16 protein-coding genes are annotated in these 14,275 nt (G+C 45.2%); 12 read left to right on the top strand and 4 right to left on the bottom strand.

Annotated features, from left to right (window positions below; translation table 11 throughout):
• Window positions 1-244 precede the first annotated feature (244 nt).
• The 4 genes from solA to rbfA form a co-directional block, all read right to left on the bottom strand.
• A complete protein-coding gene (gene solA / locus ABD031_RS11185; RefSeq protein ID WP_343851411.1) occupies window positions 245-1,372 on the bottom strand; it encodes an N-methyl-L-tryptophan oxidase in 1,128 nt (375 codons plus the stop codon).
• 57 nt (window positions 1,373-1,429) lie between these two features.
• Window positions 1,430-2,029 (bottom strand): hypothetical protein, encoded by a 600-nt coding sequence (locus tag ABD031_RS11180; protein WP_343851410.1) that lies wholly within the window; start codon window positions 2,027-2,029, stop codon window positions 1,430-1,432.
• Window positions 2,030-3,046: 1,017 nt separating this feature from the next.
• On the bottom strand, window positions 3,047-4,273 hold the full coding sequence (locus tag ABD031_RS11175) for an FtsX-like permease family protein (RefSeq protein WP_343851408.1): 1,227 nt from the start codon (window positions 4,271-4,273) through the stop codon (window positions 3,047-3,049).
• An 11-nt stretch (window positions 4,274-4,284) separates the two neighbouring features.
• The gene (gene rbfA, locus ABD031_RS11170; RefSeq protein WP_343851406.1) at window positions 4,285-4,674 is read right to left on the bottom strand and encodes a 30S ribosome-binding factor RbfA; all 390 of its coding nucleotides are present in this window, start codon (window positions 4,672-4,674) and stop codon (window positions 4,285-4,287) included.
• A gap of 83 nt (window positions 4,675-4,757) precedes the next feature.
• Between rbfA and ABD031_RS11165 the strand changes: the two genes are divergently transcribed.
• From ABD031_RS11165 to ABD031_RS11110, 12 genes are all read left to right on the top strand, one after another.
• Window positions 4,758-6,149 carry a hypothetical protein gene (locus ABD031_RS11165; RefSeq protein WP_343851404.1) on the top strand — a complete coding sequence of 464 codons (1,392 nt, stop codon included), beginning with the start codon at window positions 4,758-4,760 and terminating at the stop codon, window positions 6,147-6,149.
• 138 nt (window positions 6,150-6,287) lie between these two features.
• On the top strand, window positions 6,288-6,923 hold the full coding sequence (locus tag ABD031_RS11160) for a LuxR C-terminal-related transcriptional regulator (RefSeq protein WP_343851402.1): 636 nt from the start codon (window positions 6,288-6,290) through the stop codon (window positions 6,921-6,923).
• A gap of 311 nt (window positions 6,924-7,234) precedes the next feature.
• On the top strand, window positions 7,235-7,822 hold the full coding sequence (locus ABD031_RS11155; RefSeq protein ID WP_343851399.1) for a Pvc16 family protein: 588 nt from the start codon (window positions 7,235-7,237) through the stop codon (window positions 7,820-7,822).
• 5 nt (window positions 7,823-7,827) lie between these two features.
• Entirely contained in the window at window positions 7,828-8,445 is a 618-nt protein-coding gene (locus ABD031_RS11150; RefSeq protein ID WP_343851397.1) for a hypothetical protein, read from the top strand.
• A 30-nt stretch (window positions 8,446-8,475) separates the two neighbouring features.
• Complete coding sequence (locus ABD031_RS11145) at window positions 8,476-9,897, top strand: phage tail sheath family protein (RefSeq protein ID WP_343851395.1); 1,422 nt, start codon at window positions 8,476-8,478, stop codon at window positions 9,895-9,897.
• 45 nt (window positions 9,898-9,942) lie between these two features.
• The gene (locus tag ABD031_RS11140; protein WP_343851393.1) at window positions 9,943-10,374 is read left to right on the top strand and encodes a phage tail protein; all 432 of its coding nucleotides are present in this window, start codon (window positions 9,943-9,945) and stop codon (window positions 10,372-10,374) included.
• A gap of 2 nt (window positions 10,375-10,376) precedes the next feature.
• Window positions 10,377-10,874 (top strand): phage tail protein, encoded by a 498-nt coding sequence (locus tag ABD031_RS11135; RefSeq protein ID WP_343851391.1) that lies wholly within the window; start codon window positions 10,377-10,379, stop codon window positions 10,872-10,874.
• 10 nt (window positions 10,875-10,884) lie between these two features.
• Complete coding sequence (locus ABD031_RS11130) at window positions 10,885-11,052, top strand: DUF5908 family protein (RefSeq protein ID WP_343851389.1); 168 nt, start codon at window positions 10,885-10,887, stop codon at window positions 11,050-11,052.
• Complete coding sequence (locus ABD031_RS11125; RefSeq protein WP_343851387.1) at window positions 11,052-11,768, top strand: CIS tube protein; 717 nt, start codon at window positions 11,052-11,054, stop codon at window positions 11,766-11,768. The genes ABD031_RS11130 and ABD031_RS11125 overlap by 1 nt, the downstream gene beginning before the upstream one ends.
• 8 nt (window positions 11,769-11,776) lie before the next feature.
• The gene (vgrG, locus tag ABD031_RS11120) at window positions 11,777-13,546 is read left to right on the top strand and encodes a type VI secretion system tip protein VgrG (RefSeq protein ID WP_343851385.1); all 1,770 of its coding nucleotides are present in this window, start codon (window positions 11,777-11,779) and stop codon (window positions 13,544-13,546) included.
• A 7-nt stretch (window positions 13,547-13,553) separates the two neighbouring features.
• Window positions 13,554-13,847 carry a PAAR domain-containing protein gene (locus tag ABD031_RS11115; protein WP_343851383.1) on the top strand — a complete coding sequence of 98 codons (294 nt, stop codon included), beginning with the start codon at window positions 13,554-13,556 and terminating at the stop codon, window positions 13,845-13,847.
• A 14-nt stretch (window positions 13,848-13,861) separates the two neighbouring features.
• Window positions 13,862-14,269, top strand: coding sequence for a GPW/gp25 family protein (locus ABD031_RS11110; protein WP_343851381.1), 408 nt, complete (start codon window positions 13,862-13,864; stop codon window positions 14,267-14,269).
• Window positions 14,270-14,275: the final 6 nt, after the last annotated feature.

Below are 14,275 nucleotides of genomic sequence, written 5' to 3'. Positions count from 1 at the left end.
AGTTGTGATAACAGTCGGCAAAAGTAGGCGATAAGACAGAGAAATGACAGGGAAAATTGGAATGAGGCGAAAGAGGGTAGAATTTGGAACTGTGAAGAGGAAAATTTGGCTGATGTAAGAGACTTTGCCCGAAAGTGTCAAGACAGTCGCAATGAGCAACCACTTGATAAATCTCGCACTTCGACGGAACCGAATTCAATTTAAAAAGGCACGGCGAACCGGAAGATTTGGCGCGGGGAAACGATCAGGTGTCCCGCAGCAAGTCGAGTGCGAGCCTTTCTCCCAATGCCGCCGAGTGCTTGAACCCATGCCCGGAGCAAGCAGAGACTAGCAGGACTTTTTCCATCCCGCCCATCGGTTTGACGACAAATCTGGCGTCAGCGGTTACTGTATAAAAGCAAACTTCAGACCTTACGAAATTCCGCTTGAGCCCCAGGATTCTTCCCGCGACTTTTTGCTCCCAAAAGCGCTGTTGCTCCTCTGTACTCACCTTACGCTGCACAAGATCCGGATGAACGGAGTCTACAAATGACTCCGTAGCGATCTTAACTGTCCTGCCATCGAGGGAAGGAAATCCATAGATAAAATCAGTTGGATTAGATCCAAATCCCCACATCCAAACGGGATAGCCTGCCCAATCTGTGAAACCGGGATCAATCTCCAGCCAGTGCAATACTTGCCTGCAAATTTTTAAACGCTGCTTTTCCTCTGCGGGGAGAAAGTCTTTGACCCAACCTCCTGCACTGAGCAACACCCGATCCGCCAAGAATTCCCCTTTCTTTGTCCGGATCAAAACGGCATCGCCCAACCTACTCAATTCGTCCACCGGGGTATCGACCTGAATTTCTGCACCGTTCTTTCTGGCTAGATTCAGCTGGGTTTGGATAGCCAGTTCAGGTCTTACAAAACCCGCGTCATGTTCAAGATAGACTTTGCCGGCAGGCTCTAATTGAAAAGCTGGAAATCTTGCTTTGAGCGCAGCTGGATCGAGTATCTGATGGTTGATTTGCTGTCTCTGTGCAAACGCAACCGTTTGATCCCAGAAGTTCACGGTCCCATGTTTTTCCCATGAATGAATCCCCGAGTCAAGCAAGATCCCGGTAGTAGTGGTCATGATTGGCGCACCAGTTTCGGCTTCAATTTCTTTCCAGATTTCATGGGAGCGCTTGGCTAAGGCTACATAATCCTCTCCTTCTCCGACTGCCAGTCTAGTGATCCGAGACTCGCCGTGGCTCGATCCCATGGTATGAGGAGGTTCAAAACGGTCTATTCCCAGAGCGCTCTTGCCGCTTTTGCTCAGTTGAAAAAGTGCCGCGCTACCCAGAGCCCCGAGGCCAATTACTGCTACGTCATATTTTGGGAGAAACGCCATCGCAGACTAAAGATACTCCTAGGATAAAAAAAGCCGAAGAAAATCTCCGGCTTGCTTTTAGTTTTTTCCCATCTGGGCGTCGATCAGTTCCCGCTTGAGCTTCCGCTCGCGGTCGAGGGTGTTTTTGCGATGTTGATCAAATTCTTCCTGCACATCGAGGAAGTCTTTTTCCGCTTTTCTGATCCGTCCGGAACTTTTGAAATACTGAACTGCAAAGAATGCCACCGCTCCGGAAAGAATAGCCACCAATGTCCACATGATGGTCGAGTAAAGGGTCTTTTGAATTCCGAGTCCTAGTAGGCTAAAATTGTCCCTGTCAGCGATCGCTTGGTTTTTTTGTTCCATCTCTGCCGAGAGACGCGCCTTGATAGTTACTACCGAATCGTCGAGACTCGCCATCTGGATGTTGAGATCTGACACCTTTTTGGAAAGGGTGCCGACCGAATCCAGCACGTTTGATTTGAGCTGTTCCAAATAAGCTTTTTTGACTACTTCATAATCTTGAAAGCCATTGGATACGCGATAGATATAGTCAAATTGGCTGGTGATAGTACCCGAGCTAAGGGAGTTTTCAGTTGCGGTGGAGTCTTGTGCAAAAGAAGCTGAGATTCCAAAAAAAAGGAAAAATGCAAACAGGGCATACTCTTTAATCGGCATTGGTCTTTGTAGTTTTTGGGTTACTTTCAATAAACGTGCCTCAAATAAACCCAATTTAATTTTCTGATCAAAAAAAACCCTGAAAGAGAATAGCTATTTCCAATTGATAATCAACTGATTAATCTGACATTTATTATTGACCATGACGAAATTTTCTTTGGGACATCACCTTTTTACAGGTGCCTTAATCTTCCGTAGCCAGTGGATTTTTGGTGTAAAAAAAGAAACTTCCTCACCCCCCAGAATCCAAAGCGCCTGTCTGTGCTTAACCTAGGTTCTCCACGTTGCTTTAAAAGTTTTGATAGAACGGGGATGTAGCTAAAACATGGAATCGAACGCAAAGCCCCAACTTCCGATCGGAAGCCGAAAAGATAATAGTTGGCTTTTTTGCCCATGAAACTGAATACTTTTAGAATCTAGCTTTTTCTTCTACCTGTAGCAGCAATCATCGGAGTGCTCCTATTTGTCCAATCTGGCAACAACCAACAGGCGCTCTTTGGAAAAACATCTATCAAAACCTAAAAATCCGAATACGACAAAAATATCTTTTCAGCATTGTTTTCGGACTTCAAGTTCAGCGTGATTAAGATAAAAGATGTGATCAAAGGCCCCTTTAGAAATGAAGATGAGGTGCTCGCTCAGCTCAAAAGAAACAATGCCTTCTGGACCAATATCTGGTCTGAACTCTGTTTCGTAGAAAACTCGTCTGCCACTCCTCCGCCCGAGAAATTATCTATAACCTGGCTAGAGGAAGCTTCAATTTGGAGCTTGTGAAAAAAGCATGGGAATGTCCGAACTATCCGAACGGCGGTGATCGGCTACATGTCGATATGCATCGCACTGGTGAGGATTTTTGACAAAACCTTTTTTAACGAAGTCTATGCCTGCCTTACCGGAGAACTGTGTGTTTTGGCGACTGTTTATTCCTTCCTATGTCGGGGATTCGCAGGCCTGCACGGTTCCAAGAAAGAGGGATAAAAGATTGCAAAAAATGTCTCGATTTTGAGCTGTGAGAAGTTAGAGTTCCCGCACTGTATCCACCTGCGAGGCGATGATTGCCGGTCTCCAGGATGCCAACAGGGTAATGCCTATGACAGCAATGCTGATCCAGAAAAAATCCGACCAAACAATCCGAACAGGATAGGCATCCACCACTGCGGAAGAAATGCCCAATGAGACCAATCCGAAAGTATCCTGAATCCACACGGTAACATAGCCCAGTACCAAGCCGATCACCGCACCGCTCAGAGCGATCAAGGCTCCTTGTTTTAGAAAGATTCTGCGGATCAATTTGTCTTTTGCGCCCATGGCTTTGAGCACGGCGATGTCCTTTTTCTTTTCGATGGCCAGCATACTCAGCGAGAAAAAAATGTTAAAAGAGGCGATAGCCAGTATAAATGTCAGGGTGAGAAACACAAAAAGCTTCTCCAACTTTACGGTGCGAATCAGGCCTGCATGTTGTTCATCGGCATTTTTCACCAAGAAATCCGGACCCAAATGGCTTTTTAAGCTACGCTGGACCTCTGCGATGGAGTAGCCTTCGCTTACCTTGATTTCAAGGGCGGTACGCTTTTCTCCATAATTCAGCAAATTTCTGGTAAAATCGAGTGGAGCGATTACGTACCCGTCATCAAATTGCTGCTCGATACTGAAAAAAGCCCTCGGTTCCAATTGAGCGGAGGTATAGAGCTGGTTGGGGTCAATGCTGCCGGCGGAGCGAGGCGCTTTGGGATAGAAAACCTTGAGCCTGGTATTGGGCTGATTGAGATGGATCGACAGAAAAAACCCAACGCCCCTGCCCAATATAGCCCCAGGGCGAATATCTGTTCCTAGGGTCGTGTCACCCCAAAAATATCCCTTTGAAAATCTCCCCTGATCCAGGAAATTTTCTGAAACTCCCTTGATCTTGGCGACGATCTGGTTGTCGTCGTGCTCGAAGAGCACGTTGTCTTCGATGACCTCCGTCAGGATGGCAACGCCTTCGATTTTTTCAATTTCCAGAAGCCATTCCGCTGACGTTACGAAGCTTTTACCCCTCGCTGGCTCGATCTTCAACTCTGCATCAAAGCTGGCAAAAAGGCTCCTGATCAAATCCTCCAGTCCGTTAAAAACCGACATGACGACCACCAAGGCGATCGTGCCCACAGCCACTCCGACCATCGAGATGATCGAAAGTACAGTGATAAAATTCCGCTTCTTCTTACTGCGAAAATATCTGCCGGCTATAAACGAACTGCTATTCAACGTGTCGAAAATTAATCGCCTTCTTCTTCCTCGTCCACTTCTTCCGGTGGAGCAGGAGGGATGTTGAGATCGGAAATGACCTTGTCCATATGTTGGGCATACACTGCAGAGTCGTCCGCAAAAAAGGCTATTTCAGGAATGATCCTTACAGATTTTCCGATACGTTTGGCCAAATGATGACGTATTTCTTTTTTATGCTCGTTGATCAATTCGTAGGTAGCCTTGGGATCTGTGATCAGAAAACTTACGTATACCTTGGCAAATCCCAAATCAGGACTCACTTCGACCCGGGTGATCGTGATCATTGCTCTTCCGACCAGACTCTTCGCCTCTTTCTGGAATATATCTCCAAGCTCTTTTTGGAGCAGTTTAGAGTGTTTTTGTTGTCTTTTGCTTTCCATGTGAAGTATTTGTGGTACAAATTTAGCGAAATACTTGGGCAAGCTTTAATTTCGGCCCAATCCAACCCAATCCTTCCCTCACCTTGTTAAGTTTTTTTAAAGTAAACGACCCATTTCGACTGATAGGGATAGTCATCTATCTGATCCTATTGGCGGTAGTGATGCTCGGGATTTTCTCCTTTCCGCTTACCGAGCCCCGGTTGGTGTGGATGGTTTTGGGAGAAAGACTGAGTGATGGCTACTACCTCTACCTAGACGTGATCGACGATACGGGGCCTTTGTCAGCGGGATTTTTCACGTTCATCCATGTTCTCTTCGGCCGAAGTGACTTCGCCTATGAGCTCATCGGCAGGCTTTTGGTTTTTTCCCAGATAATTTATTGGAATACCGTCCTGATCCGATACCGCGTTTTTGAAGAAAACACTTATTTGCCGGCCATCATCATGGCAGCACTTTTTCACCTATCATTTGACATGGTCGGACTTTCACCGGCGTTGTTGGGAAGTACCTTCCTGGTTTTAGCCTTGGGTCAGCTTTTCTCCCAAACTATGCTTCAAAAAGAAACCAGCGAATCAACGCTACTGATCGGCATCTATGGAGGACTAGCCACGGGATTCCACCTGAATTTTGGGATTTTTCTGCCTTATATGATCTTTGCGGGGATCGCAATCAGCGGATTTTCCTTCCGACAGCTCATCTTATCGTTGGTTGGATTCTTCCTCCCGATTTTGCTGCTGCTGATGTTTTATTTCTGGAACAATGGTCTAAGTGAAACGCTGGAGATCTGGCCCCTAATTTTTACCTACGAAAAATACAGCTACCAGTCTTTTCTTGTCTGGTCGATTTTGGGCGCATTCCCGCTATTGCTCGCCTTAGTGGGCTATTTCTACAGCGCAGTACTCAGGGGCGCCACGATCAACCAGCAAAAACAGCGTCAATTGATCGTAGTCTGGTTGGTGTTTTCCCTCTTGGAATTTTTGCTCATCAAAAGACAGGCGACATTTCAGCTGCTGATTTTCATCCCCGGGTTGACGTTTCTGATCACCCAGTTTTTCCTGAACACGGGAAAAAAAACAATCGGAAAAGCCGCCTTTTTGATCCTTCTTTTAGTCCTCCCCGCTGCAGGAATCTACTATTGGCAGACGGAGGCCACCGCGAGTTCTTCCTACTTTGTGCCAAAAGCTACTTCGACTAAATTCAAACCCGGGGAAAAAATCATGGTCATGTCCAAAGAGTCCTCGCCCTATTTGGAAAATCCAGTTGGAGGCCCTTTCCTGAATTTCAACCTCTCGAAAGCCTATTTGGAAACGGAAAAAACATTGGAGCAAAAGGCCAAGATCTTCCAAAATCTCCACACCCAAAAGCCGCAAGTGGTTGTCGATCCTGAGGGGATTTTCCAAGAACTGCTAGAAGAATTACCGGCGCTAAAAAACCTATATTCCGAAACAGAGCCCGGGGTTTTTAAGTTGAAATAGCAGGATCAAAAAAGTTTCTTTAACGTAACTAACGGGCGAACTTATGTTTTAATCGTTTGATTGTCAGATAAATAAATGCTATTTTTAAGAAAGGCTTTTGATTTTTCAAAGACTGATTCATTTTTTAATCAAGTATGCATGGAACGGCACTGTATCATCAGCGAAATCACGCTACTCTCCGAGGGGCTACAGCACTTTCTCGAAAATCAAAGAGGAGCAAACGTCGAATTGATCACCCCAGAGGATTTGAAAAGCAGAGGGGTTTTCATTTTGACGGAGGCACAGTTTCTATGGATAGACGTGATTCAGGAATTTAAATGGCTCCTCAAACTCACACAAAAGATTCTAAGAAACCAGCCCAAACTTAAAGTGTTTGTGTTCGGGGAATTTAAGGATTCTCGTAGCATTAAATCGATTTTCAAAATAGGAGTCTCAGGATACCTTTTATCCAATTGCTGTACCCATGTTCTATACCAAGCGATTAACCAAGTCAATATGGGAAGGTCCTTTTTGGATCCTCAATTGACGGAGATTTTCATGGACACCCTCCTTCAATCTCATTGTTTTCCCACGACTAAGAGTCATTTAACCAAAAGGGAAAAGCAAATCCTTCAATTAATCGTGGATGAATACACTACCCATGAGATCGCCAACAAACTTTTCATCAGCTTTTGCACCGTCGAAACACACCGTCTGCATTTGATCCAAAAGATGGGTGTCAGGAATACTGCAGGATTGGTCCGGGAGGCGATTTCCGCCAATCTCGTCAATTGATATCCATGAATTCCATGACTTTTTAAAATCCATATTTTCATGGATTTTATTGCCGGTTTTAATAATCAACTTTGACCATAAGCTATTTCTAACTTGTGTGTCCGGTTGATTGACGTACTAAAACATAAGTCCCATTTCGACTTGGAAATATTCCCCCTGTGCTCTGCTGTGGCAGAGAACCGAGCTAAATTTTGAATCTCGACTATTGATAGAAATAGTTTAGAGGCAATTAGATAGACTGCCATCTTTTCTTGATTTCCCCGGCATCCGAAACTACCGTTTTTTTGATTTTTAAATTTTCGCCCCGCAACATGATAGACCAAGTACTAAATAGCGTCATTGTTTTGTTGAACGACCATATTGGTACGGCTGAGCCCGATGTTATGCTGGGGAATTTATCCCTATTAGATTCCGCCCAAGTCGGAGCCGAAGCCAATATCACAGACAGGGTCGTCGTGTCGGTAGCAAATATCCAGCAGGAAAGCACACTCCGAAACAATCCTGCAAACAGGCAAATATTTGACACTGCGGGTATTCCAAGAGGAGTAGCCCGACACCCTGGGATATTTCTAAATATCTACGTACTCATTGGGGCCAACAAAGAACAATACAACATCGGTCTTCAGCGGATTTCCCAAGTCATTTCATTTTTTCAGCGCAATCCCATTTTCACCGAAACGGAAATACCGGGACTTACCAGCTTTGGGTTGGACAAGATCTTATTCGACATGCATTCTACCGGAATTGAGGAGCTTAATCAACTTTGGGGAATCATGGGAGGAAAATATATCCCGTCGGTTTTGTATAAAATGAGGATGGCCTATATCGACAGCTTCGAGGAAGGCATGGAGATTCCTTTGGTAAAAACGATAGATGCGCAATTCACAAACAAGCCATAATCGCCATGGACAGGATCTTAACAAAGTTCGAAAAGTTATTCTCCATTCGGTTTTCGCATGCCGCTTACCCAAACTCCGGTTCGATGGGAGGTATTTTAACTCCTAATCTATTGCTAGAACCAGACCCTACCACGGCGACATTCTTTAAGAAGCATGACATACACTTCCGAATGAGAGCGGACATGCTGTTGTGTTTTGTCAGAATAAAACCTCTTGAAGATGCACCTTACTTCCGTTTGCCGAATAGTTTCAGCGCCAGATTTTTTATCGACCTCACCAATCCAGTCAAAGCCAATACTGACACTGTAGACACACATGGCAAAGAAAACATGTACCGTTTTCGGATAAATCTCCGTGCTGCGGCGAATTCCATGTCGCTGTCTGGAGCATCGATGGGACCGATAGTTTCAAGAGAAGCTACTAGAGTATTTAGTCCCGGAAATCCAGGAAGCTGGACAACCTCATCCGTCAATCTTTCGGGACATTTTGGGGTCATTGATATTGTTACCGAAGGATCAAGTGCCCACAGATTATATACAGATGTCAATAACCAACACCTTTTCTACACCTCTGCAAATGGTAATGAAAATGAACACCTGTTCACTATTCATTTAAACAATTAGAAATTAACAGCAAACAAAAAAAAATATCCAATGTCACAAATCAACGAATCCGCCATCAAGACGCCGGGAGTTTATATCAACGAAATCCCGCTCTTTCCCCCGTCAGTAGCCCAAGTTGAAACTGCCATCCCGGCGTTTATCGGCTACACCCAGATCGCCATCAATGAAATCGGAGAATCGCTGGAAAACGTTCCGACCAAAATTTTCTCATTAAAAGAGTATGAGACATATTTTGGCAAAGCTGTAAATGAAACCGGTATTAGCGTAACGGTTGAAATTACCTTGGACACGAGTGGTGCCAGGCAATCAATGGTAGGTGATGCCGACATAGTCACTCCATCACCTTATACCATGTACTATAATATGCGGATGTATTTTATCAATGGAGGTGGCCCTTGTTATATCATATCAATTGGAAATACTACAGATGCGGTGGTTATTCCAGACGATTATGACGCTGGACTCTTGGCCTGTGCGGCAGAAGACGAACCTACTATCATAGTATTCCCTGATGCCGTTAATATCCTGTCAGAAACCCAATATTATGCATTGATTTCATCTGCTATTGATCAATGTGCTGACTTGCAAGACAGGTTTACGCTCCTCGACATCCATACTCCTGGCACGAACAATACAACAACAATCTCTGGCTTCAGGGGCGCTTTTACGAAAAATGAAAGTCTTAATTACGCTGCTGTCTATTATCCATCTTTGAGGAGCACCTTTGACTTCGCTTACAGTGAAACCGAGGTAGACGTCGTGATTTCCACAGACGGAGCACCAGCGGCGGGAGTAGCACTTTCCACACTACGGACCACTGAGACAGCAGTTTACAACTTCAGTCTAGCCAAAATCAGGGAAAAATTGAGTCCTACCCTTCCTCCTTCCTCTGCGATGGCAGGAGTCTATGCGAAGGTAGATGCATCAAGGGGCGTATGGAAGGCTCCCGCTAACGTGTCCCTTAATTCTGTATATGACCTCACCGCCAAAATAAGTGAGGCTGAGCAAGGAGGGATGAACATTGACCCCACCACTGGCAAATCAGTCAATGCGATCCGGATGTTTCAAGGTAAAGGATTTTTGGTCTGGGGAGCACGGACTCTCGCCGGCAATGACAACGAATGGAGATATGTCAATGTCAGGAGGTTTTTCATCATGGTAGAGGAATCCTCAAAAAAGGCAACAATGCAATTTGTCTTTGAACCCAATGATGCCAACACCTGGGTAAAACTTAGAGCTATGCTCGAAAATTACCTGACGCTCCTCTGGAGACAGGGAGCATTGGCAGGAGCCAAACCGGAACACGCCTTCTACGTGCGCTGCGGGCTCGGTCAAACGATGACTGCACTCGACATTTTGGAAGGAAGACTCATCGTCGAAATCGGTATGGCAGCTGTACGCCCTGCAGAATTTATCATCCTTCGTTTCTCGCACAAAATGCAGGAATCCTAATTATCAGTTTTAAGTAATCCTAAAATCTTATAACCAAATATTACTATGGCTAATTATCCACTTCCCAAGTTCCATTTTCAGGTAGACTGGGGCGGAACCAAAATCGGATTTACCGAGGTAACAGGACTCGAAGTGACCATCGAACCCATCGAGTACCGAGATGGAGCAAGTCCCGAATACCATAAGATAAAAATGCCGGGAATGCAGAGCTTTTCGAACATTACCCTCAAGCGAGGCATATTCAAAAGTGACAACGAATTTTACTTGTGGTGGAACACCGTTGCATTAAATACGATCGAGCGAAGAGATCTGATCATTTCTCTATTGGATGAATCCCATGCACCGGTAGTCGTTTGGCGCATTAAAAACGCATGGCCCATCAAAGTACAATCGACGGATTTGAATTCCACAGGCAGTGAAACAGCAATCGAAACACTTGAAATAGCGCATGAAGGTCTCACTATGGTCAACGAATAGCTATGTTTTCATATCCACCAGTAGGGTTTCATTTCTCGGTAGTATTCCAATTGTTTCCCCAAACTCCGAATGACTTCAGATTTCAGGAAGTGAGTGGGCTTGACATCGAAATGCAGATGGAGAGCTACGCCGAGGGCGGGCAAAATCGATTTGAATGGCAGCTGCCCGTCAAGGCAAGATATACGGATATCGTATTGAAACGGGGCATGTTTATCGGTTCAGGGATTTTGATGTGGTGCAAGAATGCCTTCGAGAATTTCGTCTTTGAACCCGTCAACATCATCATCAGCCTGCTCAACGAAAACCATATCCCAATCCAGTCCTGGTACGTAGTCAATGCCATTCCAAAAAAATGGTCTGTCTCCAGTTTCAATGCCGAACAAAGCTCGATCGTCATAGAATCCATAACCCTGAGCTATCAATATTTCAACATCATCAGCTTGGATTCAGCTCTTTCACTTGCAGGAAATATCAGTGCATCAGGAAGTATTGGAATTTAATGAAAAACATATGCCCATAGAGTTCAAAGATCTTCAGATAAAAGCCGCAGTCGGCAACAATCCTAATACCGGTTCCCAAAACCAAACCCCACCTGACATTGACCGGATCAAACAGGAAATTGTCAGGGAAGTGACCGAGGATGTGTTGCGAATAATCCAGCTAAAACTTGAACGGTAATGCTAGACCTAAGTCATAAGACCGAAAAATTGTATGTCCAGGCGTACAGTGATTCCGAATACAAAAAACCGGTTCCGGATAATAAATTCAGTGCCCTGATCAATCCCGCAAGTTACAGCGTATCCTATCGGTTTGAGTTTGATTCTACCCAAGCTCCCGGGACCTCAGGCGTAAATATGAAATTCAACAGGATAATGCCTGGCGATTTCAATTTCGACTTTCTATTTGATGCTACAGGTGTTATCAAAGACATGTCTGTATTGAGTTTGGGAATTGCCAATCCCTTTGAAAAACCCGGCACAGTCACCGAACAGATAGAAATTTTCAAGCAAAAAATAATCGATTACCAGTCGGACAAGCACCGTCCTTACTATCTAAAGATCCATTGGGGTGAGTTGCTGTTTAAAGGGGTATTAAAACAAATGGATATCGAATACAAGGTTTTTACTCCAGATGGCAAACCCATCAGAGCAATTGCCAAATGCCAGTTTGCGGAGAGCATTGCTGACGTAGAAAGAGCCGCTGAAGAAAATAGGGAAAGCGCAGACATTACCCATGAGCGGATTTTCGGTGGATCGGATAGGTTAGACAGGATGACCGAAAAAATATATGAAAAGGATATCCATTACATCAATGTTGCCGGATTCAATTCCTTAGACAGTTTCAGAAATATCAAGTCGGGTTCAAAGATTTACTTTCCGCCATTAGCTAAATAATACAAACTATGATTTCCGTAGAAAACAGGGAGCTCGTCACCTTCAAAATCCTTCTAGGGACAGGTCCGGGTGCTACCCCTGACCAGGAAGTCTCTGGGCGGATACAGATCCTGGAAATCACAGTGGACAAAACACTGAATAAAATCCCCTACGCCACCCTAAAAATCGCAGACGGTTCGGCGGCTGATTCAGATTTTGAAATCGGCAACAGCGGCGAATTTGCAATGGGAAAAAGCATTGATATCCAATTGGGCGGCAGTGGTGACGACAAGTCCGTATTCAAAGGGATCATTGTGGGGAATTCCCATTCCGTCAATGCCAACCAGTCTACGCTCTTTCTAGTCTGCAAGCATGAAGCTGTGAAAATGACCGTTTCCCCAAAAAACAGGCACTTCAATGACCTCAAGGACAGCGAACTGGTAGAGCAAGTATTACAGGAAAACGGATTGACCGACCTTGATATTCCCTCATTTGGCAGTAGCCATGAGCAACTGTTGCAGGTGAATGTCACAGATTGGGACTATATACTTAGCAGGATAGATGCCAATGGTATGGCCTGTGTCATCGACGGCAGCAAATTCACAGTGATCAAGCCTGACTCATCCATGGATCCTGTGCATACCCTTACTTTTGGCTCCAATATTATTTCCTTTCGATCCGAATCTGATATCAGGTCACAGCCTACAGCTGTCAAGGCATTTTCTTGGGATTTTGCCAATCAGGAAGTAGTTGAGGTCGCAGGCACAGGCTTGAGTTCTGCTTCACCCGGAAATATCCAAGAGTCTGCCATAGCAGATATCAACGGGCAGGAATATGAAATCAAAACCTCTGCAAGGCTAACAAACGAAGCATTACAGTCGCTTGCCGATGCCAAAAAGCAAAAATTGTCTTTATCAAAAATTAAAGGGAAAGTCACCTTTTCGGGAAGTGCCGAAGTCGGACCCGGAAATTGGATCACCTTAGAAGGAATTGGTGAACAGTTTAGCGGAAAAGCCTTTGTCAGTGCAGTCAGGCATGATGTGCGTCAGGGTAACTGGGTGACTGACGCAACGCTGGGTTGGGAGGAAGATTTTTTTACCGAAAAGTTCAACCCATCCTCGGCAAGTAGCAGCATGGGGCAATTTTCCAGAATTCAAGGGCTGCATATCGGCATTGTCACCGATATCATGGATCCTTTAGGAGAAGCTAGAGTGAAAGTGCGTTTGCCGTTAGTCAACGCAAATGATCCCGGAGTGTTTGCCAGAGTAGCGACCTTAGATGCCGGAGACAACAGGGGCACTTTTTTCAGGCCTGAGATTGACGACGAAGTGATCGTCGGATTTATCAACGATGATCCCTCCCATCCGGTCATTCTTGGGATGTTGCACAGCAGCGCAAAAACTACCCCAATGGAGCCAGAGGAAGCCAACGACAAAAAGGGCTATGTCTCCAGGTCGGAAATCAAGATCACGATCCATGATGGCGACAAAAGCATAGTAATCGAAACTCCTGGCGGTAGAAAATTTACGATGGATGATACAGCGGGAATCATTCAGGTGGAAGATGCAGCGGGAAATATCTTAACAATGGACGATAACGGTATCGAATGCGAGTCTCCTAAGGACATCTCGCTGAAATCTGCCACAAAAATCGCTTTTGCCGCACCTGAAATCGGCATCGTTGCCGACATGAACATGAGTATGGAGGCTTCCGCAGGCCTAAGTATCAAAAGCAACGGAACCGCCGACCTGGAAGGATCGATGGTCAACATCAAGGGAAGTCTCGTCAAAATAAATTAAAGAACCAATGCCTCTCGCAGCCAGGATTACTGATATGCACACGTGCCCGATGCCGAATCCAAACGGGTCTCCTCATGTAGGTGGCCCAATATTGCCGCCTGGTGAACCTACCGTTCTTATCGGGGGACTGCCTGCAGCAAGGCTTGGTGATATGGCTGTATGTGCTGGACCTCCAGACACAATCATAGTTGGTTCTTCCTCGGTGATGATCGGTGGTAAACCTGCCGCAAGAATGGGTGATTCTACTGCACATGGAGGAGTGATTGTCATTGGTTGTCCCACGGTATTGATAGGAGGATAAGTGTTATGGAAAAAATGAACAGATCGTTTCTTGGAACAGGCTGGAGCTTCCCTCCTCAGTTTGACAATGTGGGAGCCAAAACCGATATGCTCAGTGATGAAGCAGATATCCAAAGCAGTCTTGAAATCCTTCTTTCGACCAAACGAGGCGAAAGAGTCATGCGCTCGGACTATGGCTGCGACCTCCATGAACTGGTCTTTGAGCCCCTGACCACCACTTTCAAAACCTATATCATCGATTTGATCAGGACTTCAATATTGTATCACGAACCCAGGATCGAGCTGGAAAAAATTGAACTGAACGACACCGGTGAACTGGAGGGTAGGATTTTGATTACGGTCTCCTACAAAGTCAGAGCGACCAATTCAAGGTTCAACTTTGTCTTTCCGTTTTATAAAACCGAAGGTACTGAATTGAAATAACGCATT

The sequence above is a fragment of the Algoriphagus jejuensis genome, assembly GCF_039523455.1.
Taxonomy (GTDB): domain Bacteria; phylum Bacteroidota; class Bacteroidia; order Cytophagales; family Cyclobacteriaceae; genus Algoriphagus; species Algoriphagus jejuensis.
Note: the sequence above shows the minus strand (reverse complement) of the source record. Positions and strands in the feature narration are given on the sequence as shown.

Bases quoted from the DNA above. Each gene is read 5' to 3' on its own strand.
- solA (WP_343851411.1), bottom strand. From the start codon at position 1,372: ATGGCGTTTCTCCCAAAATATGACGTAGCAGTAATTGGCCTCGGGGCT.
- ABD031_RS11160 (WP_343851402.1), top strand. From the start codon at position 6,288: ATGGAACGGCACTGTATCATCAGCGAAATCACGCTACTCTCCGAGGGG.
- ABD031_RS11125 (WP_343851387.1), top strand. From the start codon at position 11,052: ATGCTAGACCTAAGTCATAAGACCGAAAAATTGTATGTCCAGGCGTAC.
- ABD031_RS11180 (WP_343851410.1), bottom strand. From the start codon at position 2,029: ATGCCGATTAAAGAGTATGCCCTGTTTGCATTTTTCCTTTTTTTTGGA.
- ABD031_RS11150 (WP_343851397.1), top strand. From the start codon at position 7,828: ATGGACAGGATCTTAACAAAGTTCGAAAAGTTATTCTCCATTCGGTTT.
- ABD031_RS11140 (WP_343851393.1), top strand. From the start codon at position 9,943: ATGGCTAATTATCCACTTCCCAAGTTCCATTTTCAGGTAGACTGGGGC.
- ABD031_RS11115 (WP_343851383.1), top strand. From the start codon at position 13,554: ATGCCTCTCGCAGCCAGGATTACTGATATGCACACGTGCCCGATGCCG.
- ABD031_RS11110 (WP_343851381.1), top strand. From the start codon at position 13,862: ATGAACAGATCGTTTCTTGGAACAGGCTGGAGCTTCCCTCCTCAGTTT.
- vgrG (WP_343851385.1), top strand. From the start codon at position 11,777: ATGATTTCCGTAGAAAACAGGGAGCTCGTCACCTTCAAAATCCTTCTA.
- ABD031_RS11130 (WP_343851389.1), top strand. From the start codon at position 10,885: ATGCCCATAGAGTTCAAAGATCTTCAGATAAAAGCCGCAGTCGGCAAC.
- ABD031_RS11145 (WP_343851395.1), top strand. From the start codon at position 8,476: ATGTCACAAATCAACGAATCCGCCATCAAGACGCCGGGAGTTTATATC.
- ABD031_RS11155 (WP_343851399.1), top strand. From the start codon at position 7,235: ATGATAGACCAAGTACTAAATAGCGTCATTGTTTTGTTGAACGACCAT.
- rbfA (WP_343851406.1), bottom strand. From the start codon at position 4,674: ATGGAAAGCAAAAGACAACAAAAACACTCTAAACTGCTCCAAAAAGAG.
- ABD031_RS11135 (WP_343851391.1), top strand. From the start codon at position 10,377: ATGTTTTCATATCCACCAGTAGGGTTTCATTTCTCGGTAGTATTCCAA.